General features: G+C 69.1%; 20 protein-coding genes and 1 pseudogene. 16 read left to right on the top strand and 5 right to left on the bottom strand.

Features of this window, described 5'->3' with window-relative positions:
* Positions 1-85: 85 nt before the first annotated feature.
* The 6 genes from pabB (at position 86) to LOZ83_RS16515 (ending at position 6,563) form a co-directional block, all read left to right on the top strand.
* Complete coding sequence (gene pabB / locus LOZ83_RS16540) at positions 86-1,216, top strand: aminodeoxychorismate synthase component I (protein WP_236791594.1); 1,131 nt, start codon at positions 86-88, stop codon at positions 1,214-1,216.
* A gap of 123 nt (positions 1,217-1,339) precedes the next feature.
* Positions 1,340-2,680 carry an aminomethyl transferase family protein gene (locus LOZ83_RS16535; RefSeq protein ID WP_236791593.1) on the top strand — a complete coding sequence of 447 codons (1,341 nt, stop codon included), beginning with the start codon at positions 1,340-1,342 and terminating at the stop codon, positions 2,678-2,680.
* A 31-nt stretch (positions 2,681-2,711) separates the two neighbouring features.
* Positions 2,712-3,569: a methylenetetrahydrofolate reductase gene (locus tag LOZ83_RS16530; protein ID WP_236791592.1), complete on the top strand. Its 858-nt coding sequence runs from the start codon at positions 2,712-2,714 to the stop codon at positions 3,567-3,569.
* Entirely contained in the window at positions 3,569-4,429 is an 861-nt protein-coding gene (purU, locus tag LOZ83_RS16525; protein WP_236791591.1) for a formyltetrahydrofolate deformylase, read from the top strand. The genes LOZ83_RS16530 and purU overlap by 1 nt, the downstream gene beginning before the upstream one ends.
* Positions 4,430-4,434: 5 nt before the next feature.
* Complete coding sequence (locus tag LOZ83_RS16520) at positions 4,435-5,001, top strand: tetrahydrofolate dehydrogenase/cyclohydrolase catalytic domain-containing protein (protein WP_236791590.1); 567 nt, start codon at positions 4,435-4,437, stop codon at positions 4,999-5,001.
* Entirely contained in the window at positions 5,001-6,563 is a 1,563-nt protein-coding gene (locus tag LOZ83_RS16515; RefSeq protein ID WP_236791589.1) for an AMP-binding protein, read from the top strand. The genes LOZ83_RS16520 and LOZ83_RS16515 overlap by 1 nt, the downstream gene beginning before the upstream one ends.
* On the opposite strand, the gene LOZ83_RS16510 is transcribed toward LOZ83_RS16515, so the two are convergent.
* Positions 6,560-7,210: a TetR/AcrR family transcriptional regulator gene (locus LOZ83_RS16510; RefSeq protein ID WP_236791588.1), complete on the bottom strand. Its 651-nt coding sequence runs from the start codon at positions 7,208-7,210 to the stop codon at positions 6,560-6,562. The genes LOZ83_RS16515 and LOZ83_RS16510 overlap by 4 nt on opposite strands.
* Positions 7,211-7,329: 119 nt before the next feature.
* Here LOZ83_RS16510 and LOZ83_RS16505 point away from each other — a divergent pair, with 119 nt between their 5' ends.
* Positions 7,330-8,184 (top strand): triacylglycerol lipase, encoded by an 855-nt coding sequence (locus LOZ83_RS16505; protein WP_236791587.1) that lies wholly within the window; start codon positions 7,330-7,332, stop codon positions 8,182-8,184.
* A gap of 45 nt (positions 8,185-8,229) precedes the next feature.
* Here the strand turns inward: LOZ83_RS16505 and LOZ83_RS16500 are convergent, their stop codons facing one another.
* The 3 genes from LOZ83_RS16500 to LOZ83_RS16490 are packed head-to-tail and all read right to left on the bottom strand — an operon-like array spanning position 8,230 to position 10,813.
* Entirely contained in the window at positions 8,230-9,279 is a 1,050-nt protein-coding gene (locus tag LOZ83_RS16500; RefSeq protein ID WP_236791586.1) for an amidohydrolase family protein, read from the bottom strand.
* A complete protein-coding gene (locus tag LOZ83_RS16495; RefSeq protein ID WP_236791585.1) occupies positions 9,276-10,349 on the bottom strand; it encodes an amidohydrolase family protein in 1,074 nt (357 codons plus the stop codon). The genes LOZ83_RS16500 and LOZ83_RS16495 overlap by 4 nt, the downstream gene beginning before the upstream one ends.
* Positions 10,346-10,813, bottom strand: coding sequence for a Rieske (2Fe-2S) protein (locus LOZ83_RS16490; protein WP_236791584.1), 468 nt, complete (start codon positions 10,811-10,813; stop codon positions 10,346-10,348). The genes LOZ83_RS16495 and LOZ83_RS16490 overlap by 4 nt, the downstream gene beginning before the upstream one ends.
* A gap of 133 nt (positions 10,814-10,946) precedes the next feature.
* Between LOZ83_RS16490 and LOZ83_RS16485 the strand changes: the two genes are divergently transcribed.
* From LOZ83_RS16485 to LOZ83_RS16475, 3 genes are read left to right on the top strand one after another with little or no spacing between them, the layout of a single operon-like run.
* Positions 10,947-11,396: a hypothetical protein gene (locus LOZ83_RS16485; protein WP_236791583.1), complete on the top strand. Its 450-nt coding sequence runs from the start codon at positions 10,947-10,949 to the stop codon at positions 11,394-11,396.
* Between the two features lie 16 nt (positions 11,397-11,412).
* Positions 11,413-11,709 (top strand): hypothetical protein, encoded by a 297-nt coding sequence (locus LOZ83_RS16480; protein WP_236791582.1) that lies wholly within the window; start codon positions 11,413-11,415, stop codon positions 11,707-11,709.
* Positions 11,706-12,689 (top strand): transketolase family protein, encoded by a 984-nt coding sequence (locus LOZ83_RS16475; protein WP_236791581.1) that lies wholly within the window; start codon positions 11,706-11,708, stop codon positions 12,687-12,689. The genes LOZ83_RS16480 and LOZ83_RS16475 overlap by 4 nt, the downstream gene beginning before the upstream one ends.
* Here the strand turns inward: LOZ83_RS16475 and LOZ83_RS16470 are convergent.
* Positions 12,680-13,792 (bottom strand): NDMA-dependent alcohol dehydrogenase, encoded by a 1,113-nt coding sequence (locus tag LOZ83_RS16470; RefSeq protein WP_236791580.1) that lies wholly within the window; start codon positions 13,790-13,792, stop codon positions 12,680-12,682. The two genes, LOZ83_RS16475 and LOZ83_RS16470, sit on opposite strands and share 10 nt — an antisense overlap.
* Before the next feature lie 96 nt (positions 13,793-13,888).
* Here LOZ83_RS16470 and LOZ83_RS16465 point away from each other — a divergent pair, with 96 nt between their 5' ends.
* The 6 genes and pseudogenes from LOZ83_RS16465 to LOZ83_RS16445 all read left to right on the top strand — a co-directional run bounded on the left by LOZ83_RS16465 (position 13,889) and on the right by LOZ83_RS16445 (position 17,974).
* Complete coding sequence (locus tag LOZ83_RS16465; protein WP_236791579.1) at positions 13,889-14,242, top strand: VOC family protein; 354 nt, start codon at positions 13,889-13,891, stop codon at positions 14,240-14,242.
* 112 nt (positions 14,243-14,354) lie between these two features.
* On the top strand, positions 14,355-16,556 hold the full coding sequence (gene helR, locus LOZ83_RS16460; RefSeq protein ID WP_236791578.1) for an RNA polymerase recycling motor ATPase HelR: 2,202 nt from the start codon (positions 14,355-14,357) through the stop codon (positions 16,554-16,556).
* Between the two features lie 10 nt (positions 16,557-16,566).
* Positions 16,567-16,686 (top strand): annotated as a pseudogene (locus LOZ83_RS40755) (alcohol dehydrogenase catalytic domain-containing protein); the annotation flags it as partial.
* A 22-nt stretch (positions 16,687-16,708) separates the two neighbouring features.
* A complete protein-coding gene (locus LOZ83_RS16455; protein ID WP_236791577.1) occupies positions 16,709-17,395 on the top strand; it encodes an SDR family NAD(P)-dependent oxidoreductase in 687 nt (228 codons plus the stop codon).
* Positions 17,301-17,582, top strand: coding sequence for a hypothetical protein (locus LOZ83_RS40750; RefSeq protein WP_374202669.1), 282 nt, complete (start codon positions 17,301-17,303; stop codon positions 17,580-17,582). The genes LOZ83_RS16455 and LOZ83_RS40750 overlap by 95 nt, the downstream gene beginning before the upstream one ends.
* A gap of 35 nt (positions 17,583-17,617) precedes the next feature.
* Positions 17,618-17,974: a hypothetical protein gene (locus tag LOZ83_RS16445; protein ID WP_236791573.1), complete on the top strand. Its 357-nt coding sequence runs from the start codon at positions 17,618-17,620 to the stop codon at positions 17,972-17,974.
* Positions 17,975-17,976 lie beyond the last annotated feature (2 nt).

The following is a 17,976-nucleotide window of genomic DNA, read 5'->3' as shown; positions in this document are numbered from 1 at the left end:
GTCATCAGGCCGTTTCCACCGCGGGCGCGGAGTCGTAACGTGGACGGATGAACTGTCCACTCCGGACTTCCCCGGTGCCGCCGAGATGAGGCGCCCGATTGTTTCCGCGCGGTTCGACGACCTGCGCGAGGGCACCGCGCTGTGCTTTCCCGATTTCGCCTACGACCTGGTCGCCACCCGTCCCGAGCACGTGCCGGGGGTGCTCGCCGAGGTCGAGTACGCGACCCGGAAAGGCTGGTGGGCCTTCGGGTTCGTCTCCTATGAGGCGGCGGCGGGGCTCGATCCGGCGCTGCCCGTGCACGAGCCCGTGCCGGGCCTTCCACTGGCGTGGTTCGGGGTGAGCACCCGGCCCGAACCCGTGCCCGTGGTGACCCCGCCGGTGCGCCGTGCGTATCGGGTCGGCGACTGGGAGTACCGGTGGGACCCGGCCGAGCACGCCCGCCGGGTCGACAAGGTGCTGGGTCACATCGCCGCGGGCGAGACCTACCAGTGCAACCTGACCACCCGGATGACCGCGGAGATCAGCGGCGAGCTGCCCGAGCTGTACGCGGATCTCGCGCTCGGCCAGGGTGGTTCCTACAACGCGTATCTCGACCTCGGGCGGTTCGTGATCGCCAGCGCCAGCCCCGAGCTGTTCTTCCGGACCGACGGCGACCGGGTGCTGATGCGGCCGATGAAGGGCACCGCGCCACGCGGGCGCACGGTCGCCGAGGACGAGCGGAACGTCGCGCGGCTGCGGGCGAGCGCGAAGGAACGCGCGGAGAACATCATGATCGTGGACCTGGTGCGTAACGACCTCGCGCGGGTGGCCGCGACGGGGAGCGTGGCCGTCACCTCGTTGTGCCGCGCCGAGCGGTACGAAACCGTGCACCAGCTCACCTCCGACGTCACCGCGCGGCTGCGGCCCGGCACCGGGCTCACGGACCTCTTCCGCGCGCTGTTCCCGTGCGGATCCGTCACCGGCGCCCCGAAACCCCGCACCATGGGGCTGATCCGCGACCTGGAGGACGGGCCACGCGGTGTCTACTGCGGCGCCATCGGGTTCGCCGGCCCGTCCGGTGCCCAGTTCAATGTGGCGATCCGCACGCTGGTGGCCGACCGCGACACCGGTATCGCCACCTATGGCACCGGCGGCGGGATCACCTGGAGTTCCCGCGCCGACGCCGAATATGCCGAGCTCCAAGCGAAGGCGGCGGTGCTCGCGGCGCGGGCGTGACTCGCGGCACCTTGGTCATTTGTCGCGGAAGATTCCGTTCCGATGCCGGACGAAAGTCGGCGTCTCCTCGGCTGTACTGACTCCCAGAGCGGGTTTTCCGCGAACAGGAGGTACCGCCGAGCCATGGGTGTCGAGAGTCTCGAAGCCGCCATCCGGCGTGCGGGGTCTGCGGTCGGACTGCTGCGTGATTCGGCGGTCCGGCCGCACACCTTCCCCGTCGCACCCGAGTTCACGAACTGGCGGTCCGAGCAGCGAGCGTGGCGCACCTCGTGCGCGCTGCTCGACCAGTCGCACCACATGACCGACCTCTACCTCGGCGGACCGGACGCGCTGAAGCTGTTGACCGCCTACGGCGTCAACACTTTCCAGAACTTCGTGCCGGGCAAGGCGAAACAGTACGTCGCGGTGAACTCGGACGGGTACTTCATCGGTGACGCCATCCTGTTCTCCTTGGGAGACGGGCTCTTCGACCTCGTCGGGCACCCGACGGTGATCAACTGGCTGCAGTTCCACGCCACCGGGTTCGACGTCACCGTGGAGCGCGACGACAATTCCTACGACCGCCCGTCCGGACCGCCGAAGGTTTACCGCTACGAGCTGCAAGGCCCGGCCGCGCTACCGCTCGTCGAGAAGCTGACCGGTGAACTGCCCGACGTGAAGTTCTTCCACACCACCGAGTTCACCATCGCCGGGCACCGGGTGCGCGCGCTGCGGCACGGGATGGCGGGCCGGCCCGGATTCGAACTGTTCGGCCCGTGGGCCGAGGGCGAAGAGATACTGCGGGCGATCCTCGGCGCGGGCGCGGAGTTCGGGCTGGTGCGCGCCGGGGCGAAGGCCTACTCGACGGCGAACCTGGAGTCCGGCTGGATTCCCGCCGTGGTACCGGCGATCTTCGGACCGGATGAACTGTCCTATCGGGACTGGTTACCCGCCGGCGCGCTCGGTTCGCTGGGTGGCAGCATGGATTCCGCCGACATCACCGACTACTACTGCACACCGTATGACCTCGGCTACGGGAAGACGGTCAGGTTCGACCACGACTTCCTCGGCCGGGCGGCGCTGGAGCCAATGGAGCAGCGGCGCGCGAAGGTGACGCTCGTCTGGCACCCTTCGGATGTCGCCGCCGCCGTCCGGTCGCTGTGCGAGCCCGGTGTCCCGGCCAAGTTCGTCGACCTGCCGAAGGCACGCTATGCCTTGTACCAGGCGGACAAGGTGCTGCGCGGCGGTGAAGCCGTGGGCATCTCCACCGATGTCGGCTACATCGCGAACGAACAGGCCTTCGTGTCGCTGGCGACCGTCGGCCTCGCGGCGAGCGAGCCGGGCACCGAGGTGACGGTGATTTGGGGCGAGGAGCCGAACTCCGCGAAGCCCGCGATCGAACCGCACCGGCAGGTGGAGATCCGCGCGACCGTCGCGCCCGCCCCGTACGTCCGCGAAATCCGCGAGTCCTACCGCAAGTCCTGACCTTTCCCTTACGCAGACGGGATTTCAGCACATGACCAACCCGCCCCGGCGCTCCGCACTGGCCGATCTGGTGCGCACCATGAGCTATGAGGTGATGCCGTTCAAGAAGACCGAGCAGGACGTGCTCGACGCGGTACCCACCTCCGTGCCGCTCACCGTCACGGTCACCGAGGCGAAGGGGATCGAGACGACACTCGCCCTCACCGAACGCCTGCTGGGCCACGGTTATCAGACCACGCCGCACCTGCCGGCGCGGCTGTTCACCGACCAGCAGCACGTCGCCGACGTGGTGGCGCGCCTGGCCGAAGCCGGGGTGCGGTCGGTGTTCGTGATCGGTGGCGACGCGCCGCAGCCGGCGGGCAAGTTCAACGACGCCTACGCGCTGCTTCAGGCGATGGAAGAGGTCGGACACTCCTTCGAGGAGGTCGGCATCGGCGGGTACCCGGAGGGGCACGGCACGATCCCGCAGGAGGCGATCGACCTGGCGCTCAAGCAGAAGGCGCCGCTCGCGACCCGCATCCTGACGCAGATCTGTTTCGACGCCACGAAAATCGCGTCGTGGGCGGCGGAGATCGCGACCGCGGGAGTCGATCTGCCGGTTTACGCGGGGATGCCGGGGCCGGTGAACCGCCAGAAACTGATGCGGATCTCGGCCGGGCTGGGGCTCGGCCAGTCGGCCCGGTTCCTGCAGAAGCAGCAGAGCCTGCTATGGCGTTTCCTGCTGCCGGGCGGATACAGCCCGTCGAAGCTGGCGAAACGGCTGGGCATGGCCGTGCCCAAGACCCACGGCAACATCCGCGGGCTGCACATCTTCACGTTCAACGAGCTACGCGGAACCGAGCAGTGGCGCCAGGATCTGCTGGCCGCACTGTCCGAAAAGGATGATTGATGATTGACGACGACTATGGCCGGCTGATCGTGCAGGGCGCGGACCGGCCGGGGATCGTGTCGAGCGTGTCGACGGTACTCGCCGAGCAGGGTGCGAACATCGTGGCACTGGACCAGACTTCCAGCGACCCCTCGGGCGGAAGGTTCTTCCAGCGCACCGTTTTCCACCTGCCCGGCCTGTCGGAGCGACGCGCGGAGCTCGATCTCGCGCTGGAACAGCGGCTCACCGAGGAGCTCGGGCTGACCTACCGGCTCGTGGAGGTCAAGCGGCGCAAGCGGGTCGCGATCATGGTGTCCAAAGCGGACCACTGCCTGCTCGACCTGTTGTGGCGGCAACGGCGCGGCGAGCTGCACATGAACGTCCCGATGGTGATCTCCAACCATCCCGGCCTCGGCGACGACGTCCGGGGTTTCGGTATCCCGTTCTTCCACGTGCCCGTGGAGAAGGACCAGAAACCGGTGGCGGAGAAGGAACATCTGAACCTGCTCAAGGGCAATGTGGACCTGGTGGTGCTCGCCCGGTACATGCAGATCGTGTCGGGGGAGTTCCTCGACGAGGTCGGCGTGCCGGTGATCAACATCCACCACTCGTTCCTGCCGGCGTTCATGGGCGCCGCCCCGTACCAGCGGGCGAAGGAGCGCGGGGTGAAGCTCGTCGGGGCGACCGCGCACTACGTGACCGAGGACCTCGACGAGGGCCCGATCATCGAGCAGGACGTGATCCGCGTCTCGCACCGGGAGTCCGCCAGTGAGCTGCAGCGCAAGGGCGCGGACGTGGAACGGCTCGTGCTCTCGCGCGCGGTCGCCTGGCACTGCGACGATCGCGTCATCCGCGACGGCCACACCACTGTGGTTTTCTAGACGACATGACCGCACAGATACTGGACGGCCGCGCGGTGGCCGCCGAACTGCTCGACCGAGTGCGCACGGAAGTCGCCGAACTGGGCCGGAAGCCCGTGCTGGCCACGGTTCTGGTCGGCGACGACCCGGCGTCGCGCACCTATGTCCGGATGAAGGCGAACCGCTGCGTGAAGGTCGGCATGGAGTCCCGGCGGATCGAACTGGGCGCCGATATCACGACCGCCGAACTGGTCGCGCGGATCCGGGACCTGTCGGAAGATCCCGAAGTCGACGGGATTCTTTTGCAGCATCCGGTACCGGACCAGGTCGACGAGCGCACGGCGTTCGAGGCGATCGACCCGGCGAAGGACGTCGACGGGGTGACCCGGACGTCGTTCGCGATGATGGCCTTCGGCGAGGGCGGGTTCGCCTCGGCCACGCCGGGCGGGATCATGGCGCTGCTCGACGCCTACGACATCCCGCTGTCCGGCCGGCGGGGTCGGCCCGATGACCATCGCCGTCCTGCTCGCCCAGACCGTGCGCGCGGCGCGCGACCGCGGAGGGCGGACGTGATGCTGGCACTGGAGGTCTGATGGATGTCTCGTTCGGCACGATCTGGGAGGCTGTCGCGCGCAGCCTGCCGGCAGAGGTGGCGATCTCCGAGCCCGGGCGGGACTACACATATGCCGAGTTCGACGAGCGGTCCGCGCGGCTGGCGACCGCGTTCGAGGCGGCCGGGGTCGGGCCGGGCGACAAGGTGGCCTGTTACCAGTACAACAGCGCCGCGTACCTGGAAACGGTGTTCGCCGCGTTCAAGCTCGGCGCGGTGCCGGTCAACGCGAACTACCGCTACACGCGGGACGAGTTGTTCTCGCTGCTGCGCGACGCCGACGCGGCCGCGCTCGTGTTCAGCGACGAGCTGGCCGCGAACGTCGAGAACGCCGCCGAGCACGTGCCGACGCTGAAGCCGGTGGTCCGGATCGACGCCGGGTACGAGAACTTCCTGTCCGCCCACGATCCCAGGCCTCAGCAGCCACGCCCGGGGTCCGATCAGCTCTTCATGTACACCGGGGGCACCACCGGGCGGCCGAAGGGCGTGATCTGGCAGCTCGCCGACCTGCTGCACTCGATTTTCGTCGCGGTGTTCCGGCCGCTCGGCGTGACCTCGCCGCCGTCGGACCTCGACGAGGCGGTCAAGATCGCCGTCTCCGCACGGACCGAGGGGCGGGCGCCGGTGATGATGCCGGCCGTTCCGCTCATGCACGGCACCGGGTTCTTCAACTCGCTGGGCGCGCTGCTGGCCGGCGGCCGGGTCGTCACGATGCGCCCGCGCGGGCTCGATCCGCGCCACGCGTGGGAAACCGTTGCCACGCAACGGGTCAGCACGATCATCGTGGCGGGCAACGCGGTGTGCCGGCCACTCGTCGACGAGCTGGTCACCGGCGGCCCGCACGATCTGAGCTCGCTGCGGTCGGTGCTCAGCTCCGGCACCGCGCTGAGCGACGACCTCAAACGCGTGCTGCACGAACGCGCGTCCGTCACGATCACCGACGCGATCGCGTCGACCGAAGGCGGTCCGTTCGCGTTCGCCATCACGTCCTCTGTGGACGATCTGCCAGCTCGCTTCTTCCCGGTCCCCGCGACGAAAATCGTGACCGCGGAGGGAAACGACGTGGCGCCGGGGGAGACCGGGGTGCTGGCCTATTCGGGGCCGATGCCGTTGGGCTACTACAAGGACACGGCCAAAACCGCCGCGACTTTCCGCGTCATCGACGGCGTCCGGCACGCGATTCCCGGTGACCTCGCGGAAGTGGCGGCGGACGGCTCCGTGCGGTTCCTCGGCCGCGGGTCCGGCGTGATCAACACCGGTGGCGAGAAGGTGCACCCGCCGGAGGTCGAGGAGGTGCTGCTGGCGCACCCGGCGGTGACCGACTGCGTCGTGCTCGGGGTGCGCGACGACACCTGGGGCGAGCGGGTCGCGGCGGTGGTGGCGACGCCGGGCGGCGTGACGGAGCAGGAATTGCGGGACTTCGCCCGGCGCAGCCTTGCCGGATACAAGGTGCCGCGGTCGCTGGTGCTGTTGCCCGAGTTGCGCCGGACGCCGACCGGGAAACTGGAACTGGCGTGGGCAAAGCAGATTGTCGAGAACAGCTAGACCCGGTCCGGCGGTGTGTTCTCGGCGGCCGAGCGGATTTTCGCGACGGCGTCACCGGCGATGAGCGCGAGCACGGTGCCGAGGAGGCCGTCGGGCACCGCCTCCTCGTCGATGCCCGATTCGACCGCGAGCCCGTTGCTCAGCGCCAGCAGGATCACGGCGAGTTCCGTTGACGGCAAAGGAAACTGGATGTCGAGCCCCTCGGCGAGCCGGTCGAGCGCACGCGCGATGGTCTCCCGGACCGCGCGGCGGCGGCGCCTGAGCGCGTCGCGGCGTTTCGGGTCGTGGTGTGCCAGCGCGAAGAACTCGGCGAGCAGCCGGTGCCAGACGGCGTCCGCCCGCATCTCGTGCATCAGCACCGCCGCCACGTTCGCCAGCGCCTGCTCGCCGTCGCCGGCCTCGGCGAACCGCGCGAGGCTCGCTTCCAGCCGGTGCGCGGCGTGTTCCTCCATGAGCGCGAGGACCAGTTCGTCCTTGGAGGCGAAGCTGGAGTAGACCGCGCCCTTGGTCAGCCCGGCCGCCGCGGCGACGTCGGTCAGGGCCGCCGCCGCGATCCCGCGCTCGCCGAACACGGTGAACGCGGCGTCGAGGATCCGGCGGCGGGTCTCGGCCCGGGTCGGGCGCGTCCGGCCCGGCTGTGCGGCCATGGTCCGAACCTCCCTCGTTCGGGTCTTGACGCGACATCGCGAGTTCAATACCTTCGGGTATCCAATACCTGAGGGTATTCGAAGTCAAGCGGGCTCTCGCTGTGCGGAAGGGCGTTTCGATGAGGAAACGACTGCTGGTCATTCCGGCGCTGGCGGCACTGGTGACCGCTCTGTTCGCCGCCCCGGCCGACGCCGCGGGCGGGGGCGTGAACGACTCGTCGTGCCGGCCCGGCGCCGCGCATCCACGGCCGGTGGTGTTCCTGCACGGCCTCGGCGCGACCTCCTACGAGGACCTGAACTTCCTGCAGGCGTCGGTCGCGGCCCAGGGGTACTGCACGTACAGCCCCACCTACGGCGCCTACCCGGGATTCGACCTGGTCGGCGGCCTGCGGCCGATCGCCGATTCCGCCGCGGAGATCAAGCAGTTCATCGACTCGGTGCTGGCAGAGACGGGAGCGTCCCAAGTGGACCTCGTCGGCCACTCCGAAGGCGGCTTCCAGTCGTTGTACGTGCCCAAAACCCAGGGCATCGCCGACCGGATCGGCACGGTCGTGGCGATCGCGCCCCCGGCGCACGGCACCACGTTCGCCGGTCTCACCACCCTCGCATACCTGTTCGGGCAAGGGGAACGCGACCTGGTCGGCCAGGCACTGTCCACCGTGGGCTGTGCCGCGTGCGACGACCTGACCGTCGGCGGCAGTGCGGTCGCCACGCTCGACGCCGGACCGATCGCGCAGCCCGGCGTGCACTACACGATCATCACCTCGCGCTACGACGAACTGGTCACCCCGACCGAAACGGCGTTTGTCCGCGAGCCCGGCGTGGTCAACGAGTACGTGCAGGACACCTGCCCGTTCGACCCGGTCGGGCACATCGGCGAGGCCTACGACCTCAACGTGTGGCACCTGGTGACCAACGCCCTCGACCCGGCGCACGCCACGAAGTTCGTGTGCACGGCCGGATCCCCGGGCTGAGCCGCGGCGGCCGCCCCGCGCAGGGGTCGGGGCGGCCGCCGAGTTTCACGACCGGTAGAAGGCCGCCGCGTTGTGGCACAGTACCTTTGCCCGGTCCACTTCGGACAGTGCGGCGAGCAGCCGGGTCGCCCCGTCACCGTGGTCGTGCGGGTAGTCGCTCGCGTGCATGACGAAATCCGGCACACGCATCATCTCCAGGAACTGCGTCAGCTGCTCACTGTCCGCGGGTAGCTGCGCGGGTTCCGTGGTGGCGCGGAAATGCCGGTACAGGTATTCCGCCGGGGCCTCGTTCACCCACGGCACCTCGCGCCAGACCGAGCGCCATTCCTTGTCGAACCGCCACATCAGCGCCGGCACCCAGGAGAAACCGCATTCCGACAAGCAGACCCGCAGCTGAGGGATGTCCCGGAAGACACCTTCCGCGATCAGGCTCACCACATGCGCCTGCACTATCTGCGCGTTGCTCACGTAGTCCTCGAGGTACGTGTGCGTGAACCCGGTCGCGGTGGGGGAGCTGGAGATCCGGCCCCACGCGTGCAGGCCGACCACCAGATCGTGCCGCGCCGCCGCGGCCAGCAGCGGGTGGAAACGCTTGTTGCCGTACCGCGCGTCCTGGCCGCGCACCGGCAGCAGCACCTGCACGAACCGCCGGTCCGGGCCCAGCCGCTCGATTTCCGCGACCGCCGCGTCGATGTCCAGCGTCGGCACCACCATGCTCGCCCGCAGCCGGTCGTCGGAGTCCAGCCATTCCGTGCGGATCCAGTCGTTGATCGCGTGAGTGAGTGCGTTCTCGTAGTACGGATTGCGGCTGATGTCGAATGACGTGGTGCAGTTGAGCAAAGCCCACCGCAACCCGTCGCGGTCGAGGACCTGCTTGCCCAGCAACTCCACATTGTCCGGCGGGAACGCACCGGCCGCGCGCGCCTCCGGAGTCGCCGACGTCGGGGCACCGGGAGGGTAAGCGTTTCCGACAGACGGCGATAGGCGAAGGTTCGCGTCTGTCACGTAGGAACGCCAGTAGTCGTCCAGATAAGGGAAAAGCGCCCGGATGCTCGACGGTCCACAGTGGACATCCGTGTCGATGTGCTCGGTCACGGGCGCTCCAGGCGGTGGTAGAGCCGGTAGGCGTTGCCGGTCATGATGGTGTCCCGCAGATCCTTCGGCAGGTCCCGCAGCGCCGTCGCCGGCGAGTCGAAATCCCAGTGCGGATAGTCCGAGGCGAACAGGATCCGGTCGGTCATCCCGGTGTGCCGCAACGCCATCGGCAGGTGTGCGGGGTCGGGCGGTTCCTCGATCGGCTGCGTCGAGAACCAGAAGTGCTCACGGAAGTACTCGGACGGCTTGCGGCGCAGCTTCGGCACATCGGCGCGCAACCGGGGCCAGGCCGCGTCGAGGCTCCACAGTAGTGGCACCGACCACGCGATCCCGCCCTCGACGAGAACCACCTGCAGATCCGGCACATCCTCGAAAACGCCTTCACAGATCAGGTTCGCGGCCACCATCGCCATCACGTTGCCGAACCACGCGTGGTGCTCCAGGTAGAACGACGGCCAGCCGTCGCCGCGGTGCTGCTCGATCCCGCCGAGGTGGATCGCGATCGGCAGCCCGGCCCGCGCGGCCGCCCGGTAGATCGGCAGGTACTTCTGGTGCCCCAGAAAGGTTTCCGCACCACCGGGGAACAGCACCTGGACGAAGCGGGGATCGGCGGCGTAGTGTTCGATCTCGGCGATCGCCAGCTCCGGCGACTCGTGCGGCACGCAGATGCTGCTCACCAGCCGCGGTTCGGGTTCGAGGAAGTCTTCGCGCAGGCATTCGTTGAGAGCGTGGCACAACGCGTGCGCGTAGTCCGGCGCCTCCGCGCCATAACTGTGCGCCTGCAACGGAATCAGCACGCCATGGCCGACGCCGTACTCGTCGAGCACCTGCTCGCGCAGCAGGCCGAGGTCGCTGCCGGGAATCCCGTTGGCGGGAAAGGAATCCAGCCGCATCCCGCCGTTGCGCACGCGCGGGTACATCGCCGGCGGCGGTGCGATCCGGGAGCCGAACTGCTGGAACCGGGTGCGCCACGGCTCGGGCAGCTTCTCGGCGAGCCGCGCGGCCGGCACGGTCGGATGGATGTCGGCGTCGACGAGCGCGGTGCGCTGTTTCGGCTCGGTCGTGGTCACTGCGTCTTCACCTGCCTGTCTGCCCGGGTGGTCGTGTCGACCACCACGTAGTCGTCTTCCACCCGCACGTCATACGTTTCCGCGACATACGGACCCGGCACGCGGTCCGGGAACTTCGCATCCGCGCCGATCTGCGCACCGGGCGCCACTGCCACGCCGTAGCTGCGCACGGGCGCCTCGCCGGGCCCGAGATAGGACTGCCCGGTGGTCACGTCGTATTCCCAGCCGTGCCACGGGCAGGCCAGGAACACGTCCTCGTTGACGCCGAAGTCGCCGGGGCCGGCCGACGTCGCGGTCGGCGCCGTGCGCCCCAGGCACAGCGGCCCACCCTGGTGCGGGCAGTAGTTGTTGAGGGCATAGAACTTCTCACCGATCCGGAACACCCCGATGGAGCGCCTCCCGACCCGCACGATCCGCCGTTCGCCCGGCGCGAACTCGGCAACGGGGGCCACCACGATCCGCATTGATCACGTCCCTTCACGCTCGCATATCTGTCAAACTACGGAAGGGCCCGAGCCCCGGGCGATGGACGAATGTTGCCCGGGAATACGTCATGCGTCGCTCCCCGGCACGCGTGATCGGTGCTATTCATGAGCTATGGGAACCGGGCAGCACACCCTCGACCGGGGCCGGCCGGTCGCGCCCGCCGAGCTGCGCGGACGCGCGGACTGGATCCGGCTGCGCACCGTCGAACTGATCGATCAGGCCGGGCTCGGGCACTACTCGAGTACGTTCTCCTGCGCGGAAATCTTCGCCACCCTGTACTACCACGTGCTGCGGCTGCGCCCGGCCGAACCGGATTGGCCGGACCGGGACCGGTTCCTGCTCGGAAAGGGACACGTCGCCACCGGATTGTGGCCGGTGCTGGCGGATCTCGGCTATTTCCCGGCCGAATGGCTCGGCCGGTTCGGGAAAGTGGGTTCCCCGCTCAAACGACCATCCCAATATGCGGCTGGCGCCCGGCATCGACTTCAGCTCCGGCGCGCTGGGCCACAACCTGTCCGTCGCGACCGGGATCGCGCTCGGCGCACGGATGTCGGGGCGTGACTACCGGACGTTCGTCGTGACCGGCGCGGGCCCGACATCGGACGCGATGAACATCGAACCCCTCGGCGAGCGGTTCGCGTCTTTCGGTTGGCACGTCGAGGAAATCGACGGTAACGACGTGGAAGCCCTGACCGCGGCCTTCGACGCGCTGCCGGATCCCTTGGCAGGCAAGCCAGTCTGTTTGATCGCGCGGACCCGGAAGGGCAGGGGAGTGACGATGATGGAGGAATCCCCGCAGGCCTGGCATCTCGGGCTGCTCGAACCCGATCAGCGGGACGCGGTGCTGCTGGAGATCAAGGAAAGGCTGTCATGAGCAGGATGGTCGACGTCTTCACCGACGCCGAGATCCACACCGCGCTGGCGACCAACCCCGCCGGCCACGCGATCGCCACGCTCGCCGCCGACGATCCCCGGATTCTTACGCTGAGCGCGGACCTGGGTGCGACGCTGGCCGATTTCCGCGAGAAGTACCCGGAGCGCTATGTCGAGCTGGGCATCGCCGAGACGAACTCGATCTCGGTCGCGGCCGGGCTCGCGACCTGCGGGTATCTGCCCTACATCTACTCGATGTCGCCGTTCGGGGTGCTGAAATGCGCCGAGCAGTTGCGCACCGACGTCGCGTACAACCACCTGCCGGTGCGGCTGGTCGGGCGGCTGACGGGGCTGGCGATGGGGTATTTCGGGACCAGCCACCACGCGGTCGAGGACATCGCGGTCGCGCGGGCGATCACGAACATGGTCATCGTGACCCCGGCGGACAGCAACGCGGTGCTGAGCCTGATGCGCGCGACGCTCGACGTGCCGGGCCCGGTGTACCTGCGCATCGCGGAAGGCGCCGAGCCGGTTTACGAGACCCCGCCGGAGATCGAGTTCGGCCGGTGGCCGCGGCTGCGCGAGGGCAACGATGTCACGCTGATCGGGCACGGCCTGGCGACCGGCCTCGTCGTGCGCGCGGCCGCACGCCTTGAGGCGCAAGGGATCGAGGCCGACGTGTACGACGCCGCGTACCTCAAGCCGTTCGACGAGGACGCGATCGTCACGTCGTTGCGGCGGACCGGGCGGGCGCTGACCGTCGAGGACCACAACGAGGTCGGCGGCCTCGGTGCCCTCGTCGCGGAGGTGTCCGGCCGCCGCAAGCTCGGCGCCGACCTCTCGCGCCTCGCCCTGCCCGACGTCGACCTCGAAGCGGGCGTCCCCGCCGAGCTGTACGAGTACTACGGCCTGACGACCGGCAACGTCGTCCGCCGCGCCCTGGCCCTCATCGACGGCGAACAACCCGTGGGTCACTCGTAGCGGATCACGCCGCGGATGGTGCGGTGGTTGCGCATGTCCTGGTAGCCGTCGTTGACCTCGTCGAGCGTGTACGTGCGGGTCACCAGGTCGTCCAGCAGCAGGTCGCCCTGCCGGTACAGCTCCAGCAGCCGCGGCACGTCGGCGCGGGGGTTCGCGTGCCCGAACAGGCACCCGACGATCCGCTTCTCCCACGCGGTCAGCTCGAACATCGGCAGCTCCACCTGCCGCGCGGTGACCGGCGCGAGCGAGGTCAGCGCGACCACCCCGAGCTTGCCCACCAGCGAGAGCGCGTCCGCGATGATCGTCGGGGTCGCGGTGTCCACGGTGATCAGCGCCTTGTCCGCGAGCCGTCCGCGGGTCAGGTCCGGCAGCACTGCCAGAGCGTCCTTTGTGGACGCGAAGGTGTGTGTCGCGCCGAAATGCCGGGCCTGCTCGCGGTTGAACTCCGCCGGGTCGATCGCGATGATCTTCGTCGCGCCCGCGATCCGCGCGCCCTGCACGGCATTCGCGCCCACGCCACCGATCCCGAGCACGACGACCGTGTCCCCGGCCCGCACCTGAGCGCCGTACACGGCCGTGCCCCAGCCCGTCGTCACCCCGCAGCCGACCAGCGCGGCCTTGTCCAGCGGGATGTCGTCGTCGATGCGGATCGCCGAACTCTGGCTCACCACGGTGTACGGCGAGAACGTGCCGAGCATGCACATCAGCCGGGCGTCAGCGCCGCGCACGTGGTGCCGGGACGTGCCGTCGCGCTGCAACCCGACGGACAACCCGGCGCCCTCGTCGCACAGGTTCTGGTGTCCCTCGGCGCACCACGCGCATTCGCCGCACGCGGGAATGAAACTCAGCACCACATGGTCGCCTTCGCGCACCTTCGTCACGTTCGGACCGGCGCGCTCGACGATCCCGGCGCCCTCGTGGCCGCCGATACCGGGAAGCGCTTCCAGCGGCAGATCGCCGACGCGGACGTGTTCGTCGGAATGGCACAGCCCCGAGGCGGCGAGCCGGATGAGCACCTCGCCTTCGCGTGGTTCGTCGAGTTCGAGTTCCTCGATCTGCCAGTCTTTGCCGTACTCCCATAGGACAGCAGCCGCAGTCTTCACGGGTGCAAGTATGAAACGGCACACCTGTACGAGAAATACGTCAAAGGACTCATGCCGGGTGAGCGTTCGGCCGGACCGCGCTGGCAGGATCACGGTATGGAACGCGTACTCGGCATCGGTGGTTACTTTATTCGCGCTGCGGACCCGGCGGCCCTGGGTCGCTGGTATCGGGACTGCCTCGGCCTCGATGCCGATGAGAACGGCGTGTGGCATCAGCAGGCGGGCCCCACCGTTTTCGCCCCGTTCGAGGCCGGGACCGGCTACTTCGGGTCCGCCGCACAGCAGACCATGCTCAACTTCCGGGTCCGTGACCTGAACGCCATGCTCGCCCAGCTGCGCGGCAAGGGCGCCGACGTGGCCGACGAGACCCAGGACATGGCAGGCGTGGGCCGTTTCGGCTGGGTCACCGACCCCGAGGGCAACCGCATCGAGCTCTGGCAGCCCGCTTAGCGCGCTGACCACGGACTTGACACCGGGTGGACAATAAAAAATCGGCGTGCCCTCCATAAGCCAATGGAGAACTCGCCGCTTCTATTGTCAGAATAAGCACTGTGAGGGGCCTGTGTCAAGTCAGGGGTACGAAGCGGAATTGCGGTCCGAGCGGGACTACGTGGCCGGGCTCTACACGCGGCTCGACGCCGAGCGCGCGCGGGTGAAGGAGGCGTACCAGGCGTCACTGGGCGGAAACGGCCGGGCGCCGATGGAACGGGACGTCGAGGTGCGCGCACTGGACCGGGAGGTGCGGCGGCTGAACGTCGCGGACAACGGGTTGTGTTTCGGCCGGCTGGACACCATTTCGGGGGACCATTCCTACATCGGCCGGATCGGCCTTTTCGACGGCGAGAACGAGTACGAACCGATGCTGCTGGATTGGCGGGCACCGGCCGCACGCCCGTTTTACACCGCCACCGGCGCGACCCCGGAGAACATGCGCAGGCGGCGGCAGTTCCTCACCCGCGGGCGTCAGGTGGTCGAGTTCAGCGACGAGGTGTTCGGCCACCCCGACAGCGGCGAGCGCGGGGACGCGGCTCTGCTCGCGGCGGTCAACGCGCCGCGCGGGGAGGGGATGCGCGACATCGTCGCGACGATCCAGGCGGAGCAGGACGAGATCATCCGCCTGGACCACCCGGGCGTGCTGGTGATCGAGGGCGGCCCGGGCACCGGGAAAACGGTGGTGGCGCTGCATCGCGTCGCGTACCTGCTCTACACGCAGCGCGAGCGGATGGAACGCCACGGTGTGCTGGTCGTCGGGCCCAACCCGGCGTTTCTCAACCACATCAGCCGCGTGCTGCCGTCGCTCGGCGAGTCCGACGTCGTGTTCACCACCCCCGGCGGCCTGCTGCCCGGTCTGCGCGTCACCGTCGAAGACAGCCCGGCAGCCGCGCGGCTCAAGGGTTCGCGGAAGATCCTCGACGTGCTCGCGGCGGCGATCGCCGACCGGCAGCGGCTGCCGGCGGAGCCGGTGCCGATCCAGTTGAAGGACGTCACGGTGCGGATCGACGCGGAGACCGCCGAGTGGGCCAGGCAGGAGGCGCGGGACAGCGGGCTGCCGCACAACGAGGCCCGCGCGGTGTTCACCGAGATCGTCACCTATGTGCTCACCGAACGCGCGGTCGGCCGGATCGGCCGCGGCTGGCTCACCCGCGACGACCGCGAAGAATGGGAGAACATGCGGGCAGGCCTGCTCAAGGACCTCGCGGTGGACGAGAAGTTCGCCGCGGCACTCGACGAACTGTGGCCGATCCTGACGCCGGAAACCCTGCTGGCATCGCTTTATTCCTCGCCCGAACGGCTGCGGGCGGCCGGTGCCGGCGAGGAGTTGTTGCGTGCCAAAGGCGACGCTTGGACCGTGTCCGACGTGCCGCTGCTCGACGAGCTGATCGACCTGCTGGGCCGGGACAAGGAGGCCGACCGCGCCGCCGAGCAGGCCGCCGAGCGCCAGCGCGCGGCCGAGGCCGCGTACGCCGCCGACGTGCTGGACAGCCTCATCAAGCGGGAGGACCTGAACGACGACGTCAACCTGGTCGCGCAGGACCTGCTCTACGCCGAGGACCTGGCCGACCGCTTCGTCGAGCAGGACACCCGGGACCTCGCCGAACGCGCTGCCGCGGACCGGGACTGGACCTACCGGCACGTCGTCGTCGACGAGGCGCAGGAACTGTCCGAAATGGACTGGCGAGTGCTGATGCGGCGCTGCCCCAACCGGTCGTTCACGGTGGTCGGCGACCTCGCGCAGCGCCGGTCACCGGCCGGCGCGACGTCGTGGGACACGATGCTCGAGCCGTACGTGCCGGGCCGCTGGGTCTACCGGTCGCTGACGGTCAACTACCGCACCCCGGCGGAGATCATGGCCGTCGCCGCCGCCCTGCTCGCCGAGTTCGCGCCCGGTGTCACCCCGCCGGAGTCGGTCCGCGCGTCCGGTGTCCGGCCGTGGGCCAGGCAGGTCACCGAGGACGAACTTCCCGCCGCCATCGAGGAATTCGTTGGGGAGGAAGAAGGTCGCGAAGGTACCAGCGTCGTGATCGGACCGCCGGGCGTGCCGGGTGCGGTGGCGCCGGCTGAGACGAAGGGCCTGGAGTTCGACGCGGTTCTCGTCGTGGCCCCGGAACAGATCCTGGCCGACGGACCGCGTGGCGCGGCCGAGTTGTATGTCGCGCTCACCCGCGCCACCCAGCGCCTCGGCGTGCTGCATCAGGGCCCGTTGCCGCCAGCCCTGACCGGACTCGCTACAAAGAAATTTGCTCATTGGGCTCGGCGGGGATGAAAGCAGTGGTGTGTGCATCGTCGAGGTCGACGCCTGCGGGCTGTGCGGCTTGGACGTGCACGCGCCGGCCGCCGGCGCCACCACCGAAGGGCAGGTGCTGGGCCACGAGTTCGGCGGCCGCGTCGTCGAAGCGCGCGACACTCGCGGACGGGATGTCGCCGGACGAGGTGGCGGCGAAGCTCGCCGACGCGGTGCGGGCCGGTTCCCCGTACCTGCTGACCGATCACGACTGGGACGACCGGGATCATCCAGCGCCACCAAGCGATCCTTGCCGGCGCGGCGGAGGTGGCGCGGTGAGGTTCCAAGGACGCGTGGCGGTGGTGACGGGCGCGGCGGCGGGGTTCGGCCTGGCGGTCTCGACGCGGCTGACCAACGAGGGCGCGAAGGTCGTGATGGTGGACCGGGTGGCGGAGGCGCTGGAGAAGGCGGCGGCCGGATTGGCGGACGCGCTGCCGGTAGTCGCCGATGTCAGCGTCGAGTCCGAAGTGGACGGTTACGTGGTGCGGGCGGTACGGGCGCACGGGGAGATCGACCTGTTCTTCAACAATGCCGGGATCGAGGGCCGGATGGCGCCGATGACCGAGCTGCCGGTGGCCGACTTCGACCGGGTGTGGGCGGTCAACGGGCGCGGGGTGTTCCTGGGCCTGCGCGCGGTGCTGAAGGTGATGAAGGCACAGGGGCGTCGCGATCGTGAACACCGCCTCGCAGGCCGCGATCCGTGGCGCGGCGACGTTTTCCCCCTACGTGGCGGCAAAACACGCGGTCGCCGGGCTGACTTGCTGTGCCGCGCTGGAGGGTGCCCCGTTCGGCATCCGGGTCAACGCCCTCGCGCCCGTTGACCGCCCACACCCGGATGGCGCGCGACCTGACCGCCCAGGTGGACTTCGACGACCCGGAAGGCGCGTACGAACGCACCGCCGCATGTGTCCCGCTGGGCCGGTACGGCACCGCGGAAGTGGTGGCGAACCTGGCTGTCTGGCTGCGAATTTGACCGATTTGGGCGTGCGAGTCCGGCTCGCCGCGTAGCGTGGCCCCCGGCACCAGGACGAGGGGGTACGGAAATGGGAGAGCCATACAAAGTCGATCTCGATGTCATCGACCAGGTGCGCGGCCTCATCGAGGACGCGGAAAAGCACTACGCCACGGTGCTCGCGAATTGTGAGCAGGCCACCGGTGGGCTGCAACTGAAGGGCGGGCGCGGCGAAACCGGTGCCTACCAGGCGCAGCTGTCGGAGTTCGCCACGCAATGGGGGAACGCGCTGGCCTCGTTCCTCCGGGACGAGCACACGTTCGTGACGTTCCTCGACGATATGCGGACCAATCTGGGCCACGCGCACAGCCTTTACCGGCAGCACGAGGCCAAGGCCACGGACACGCTCAACGAGCTCAGCAGGCAACTCGACGAGCTGGGCAGGTGAAA

Origin of the sequence: Amycolatopsis sp. GM8, assembly GCF_021653975.1 — a bacterium.
GTDB lineage: Bacteria > Actinomycetota > Actinomycetes > Mycobacteriales > Pseudonocardiaceae > Amycolatopsis_E.
The sequence above is the reverse complement of the archived record's forward strand: the minus strand, read 5'-3'. Positions and strand labels throughout refer to the sequence as shown.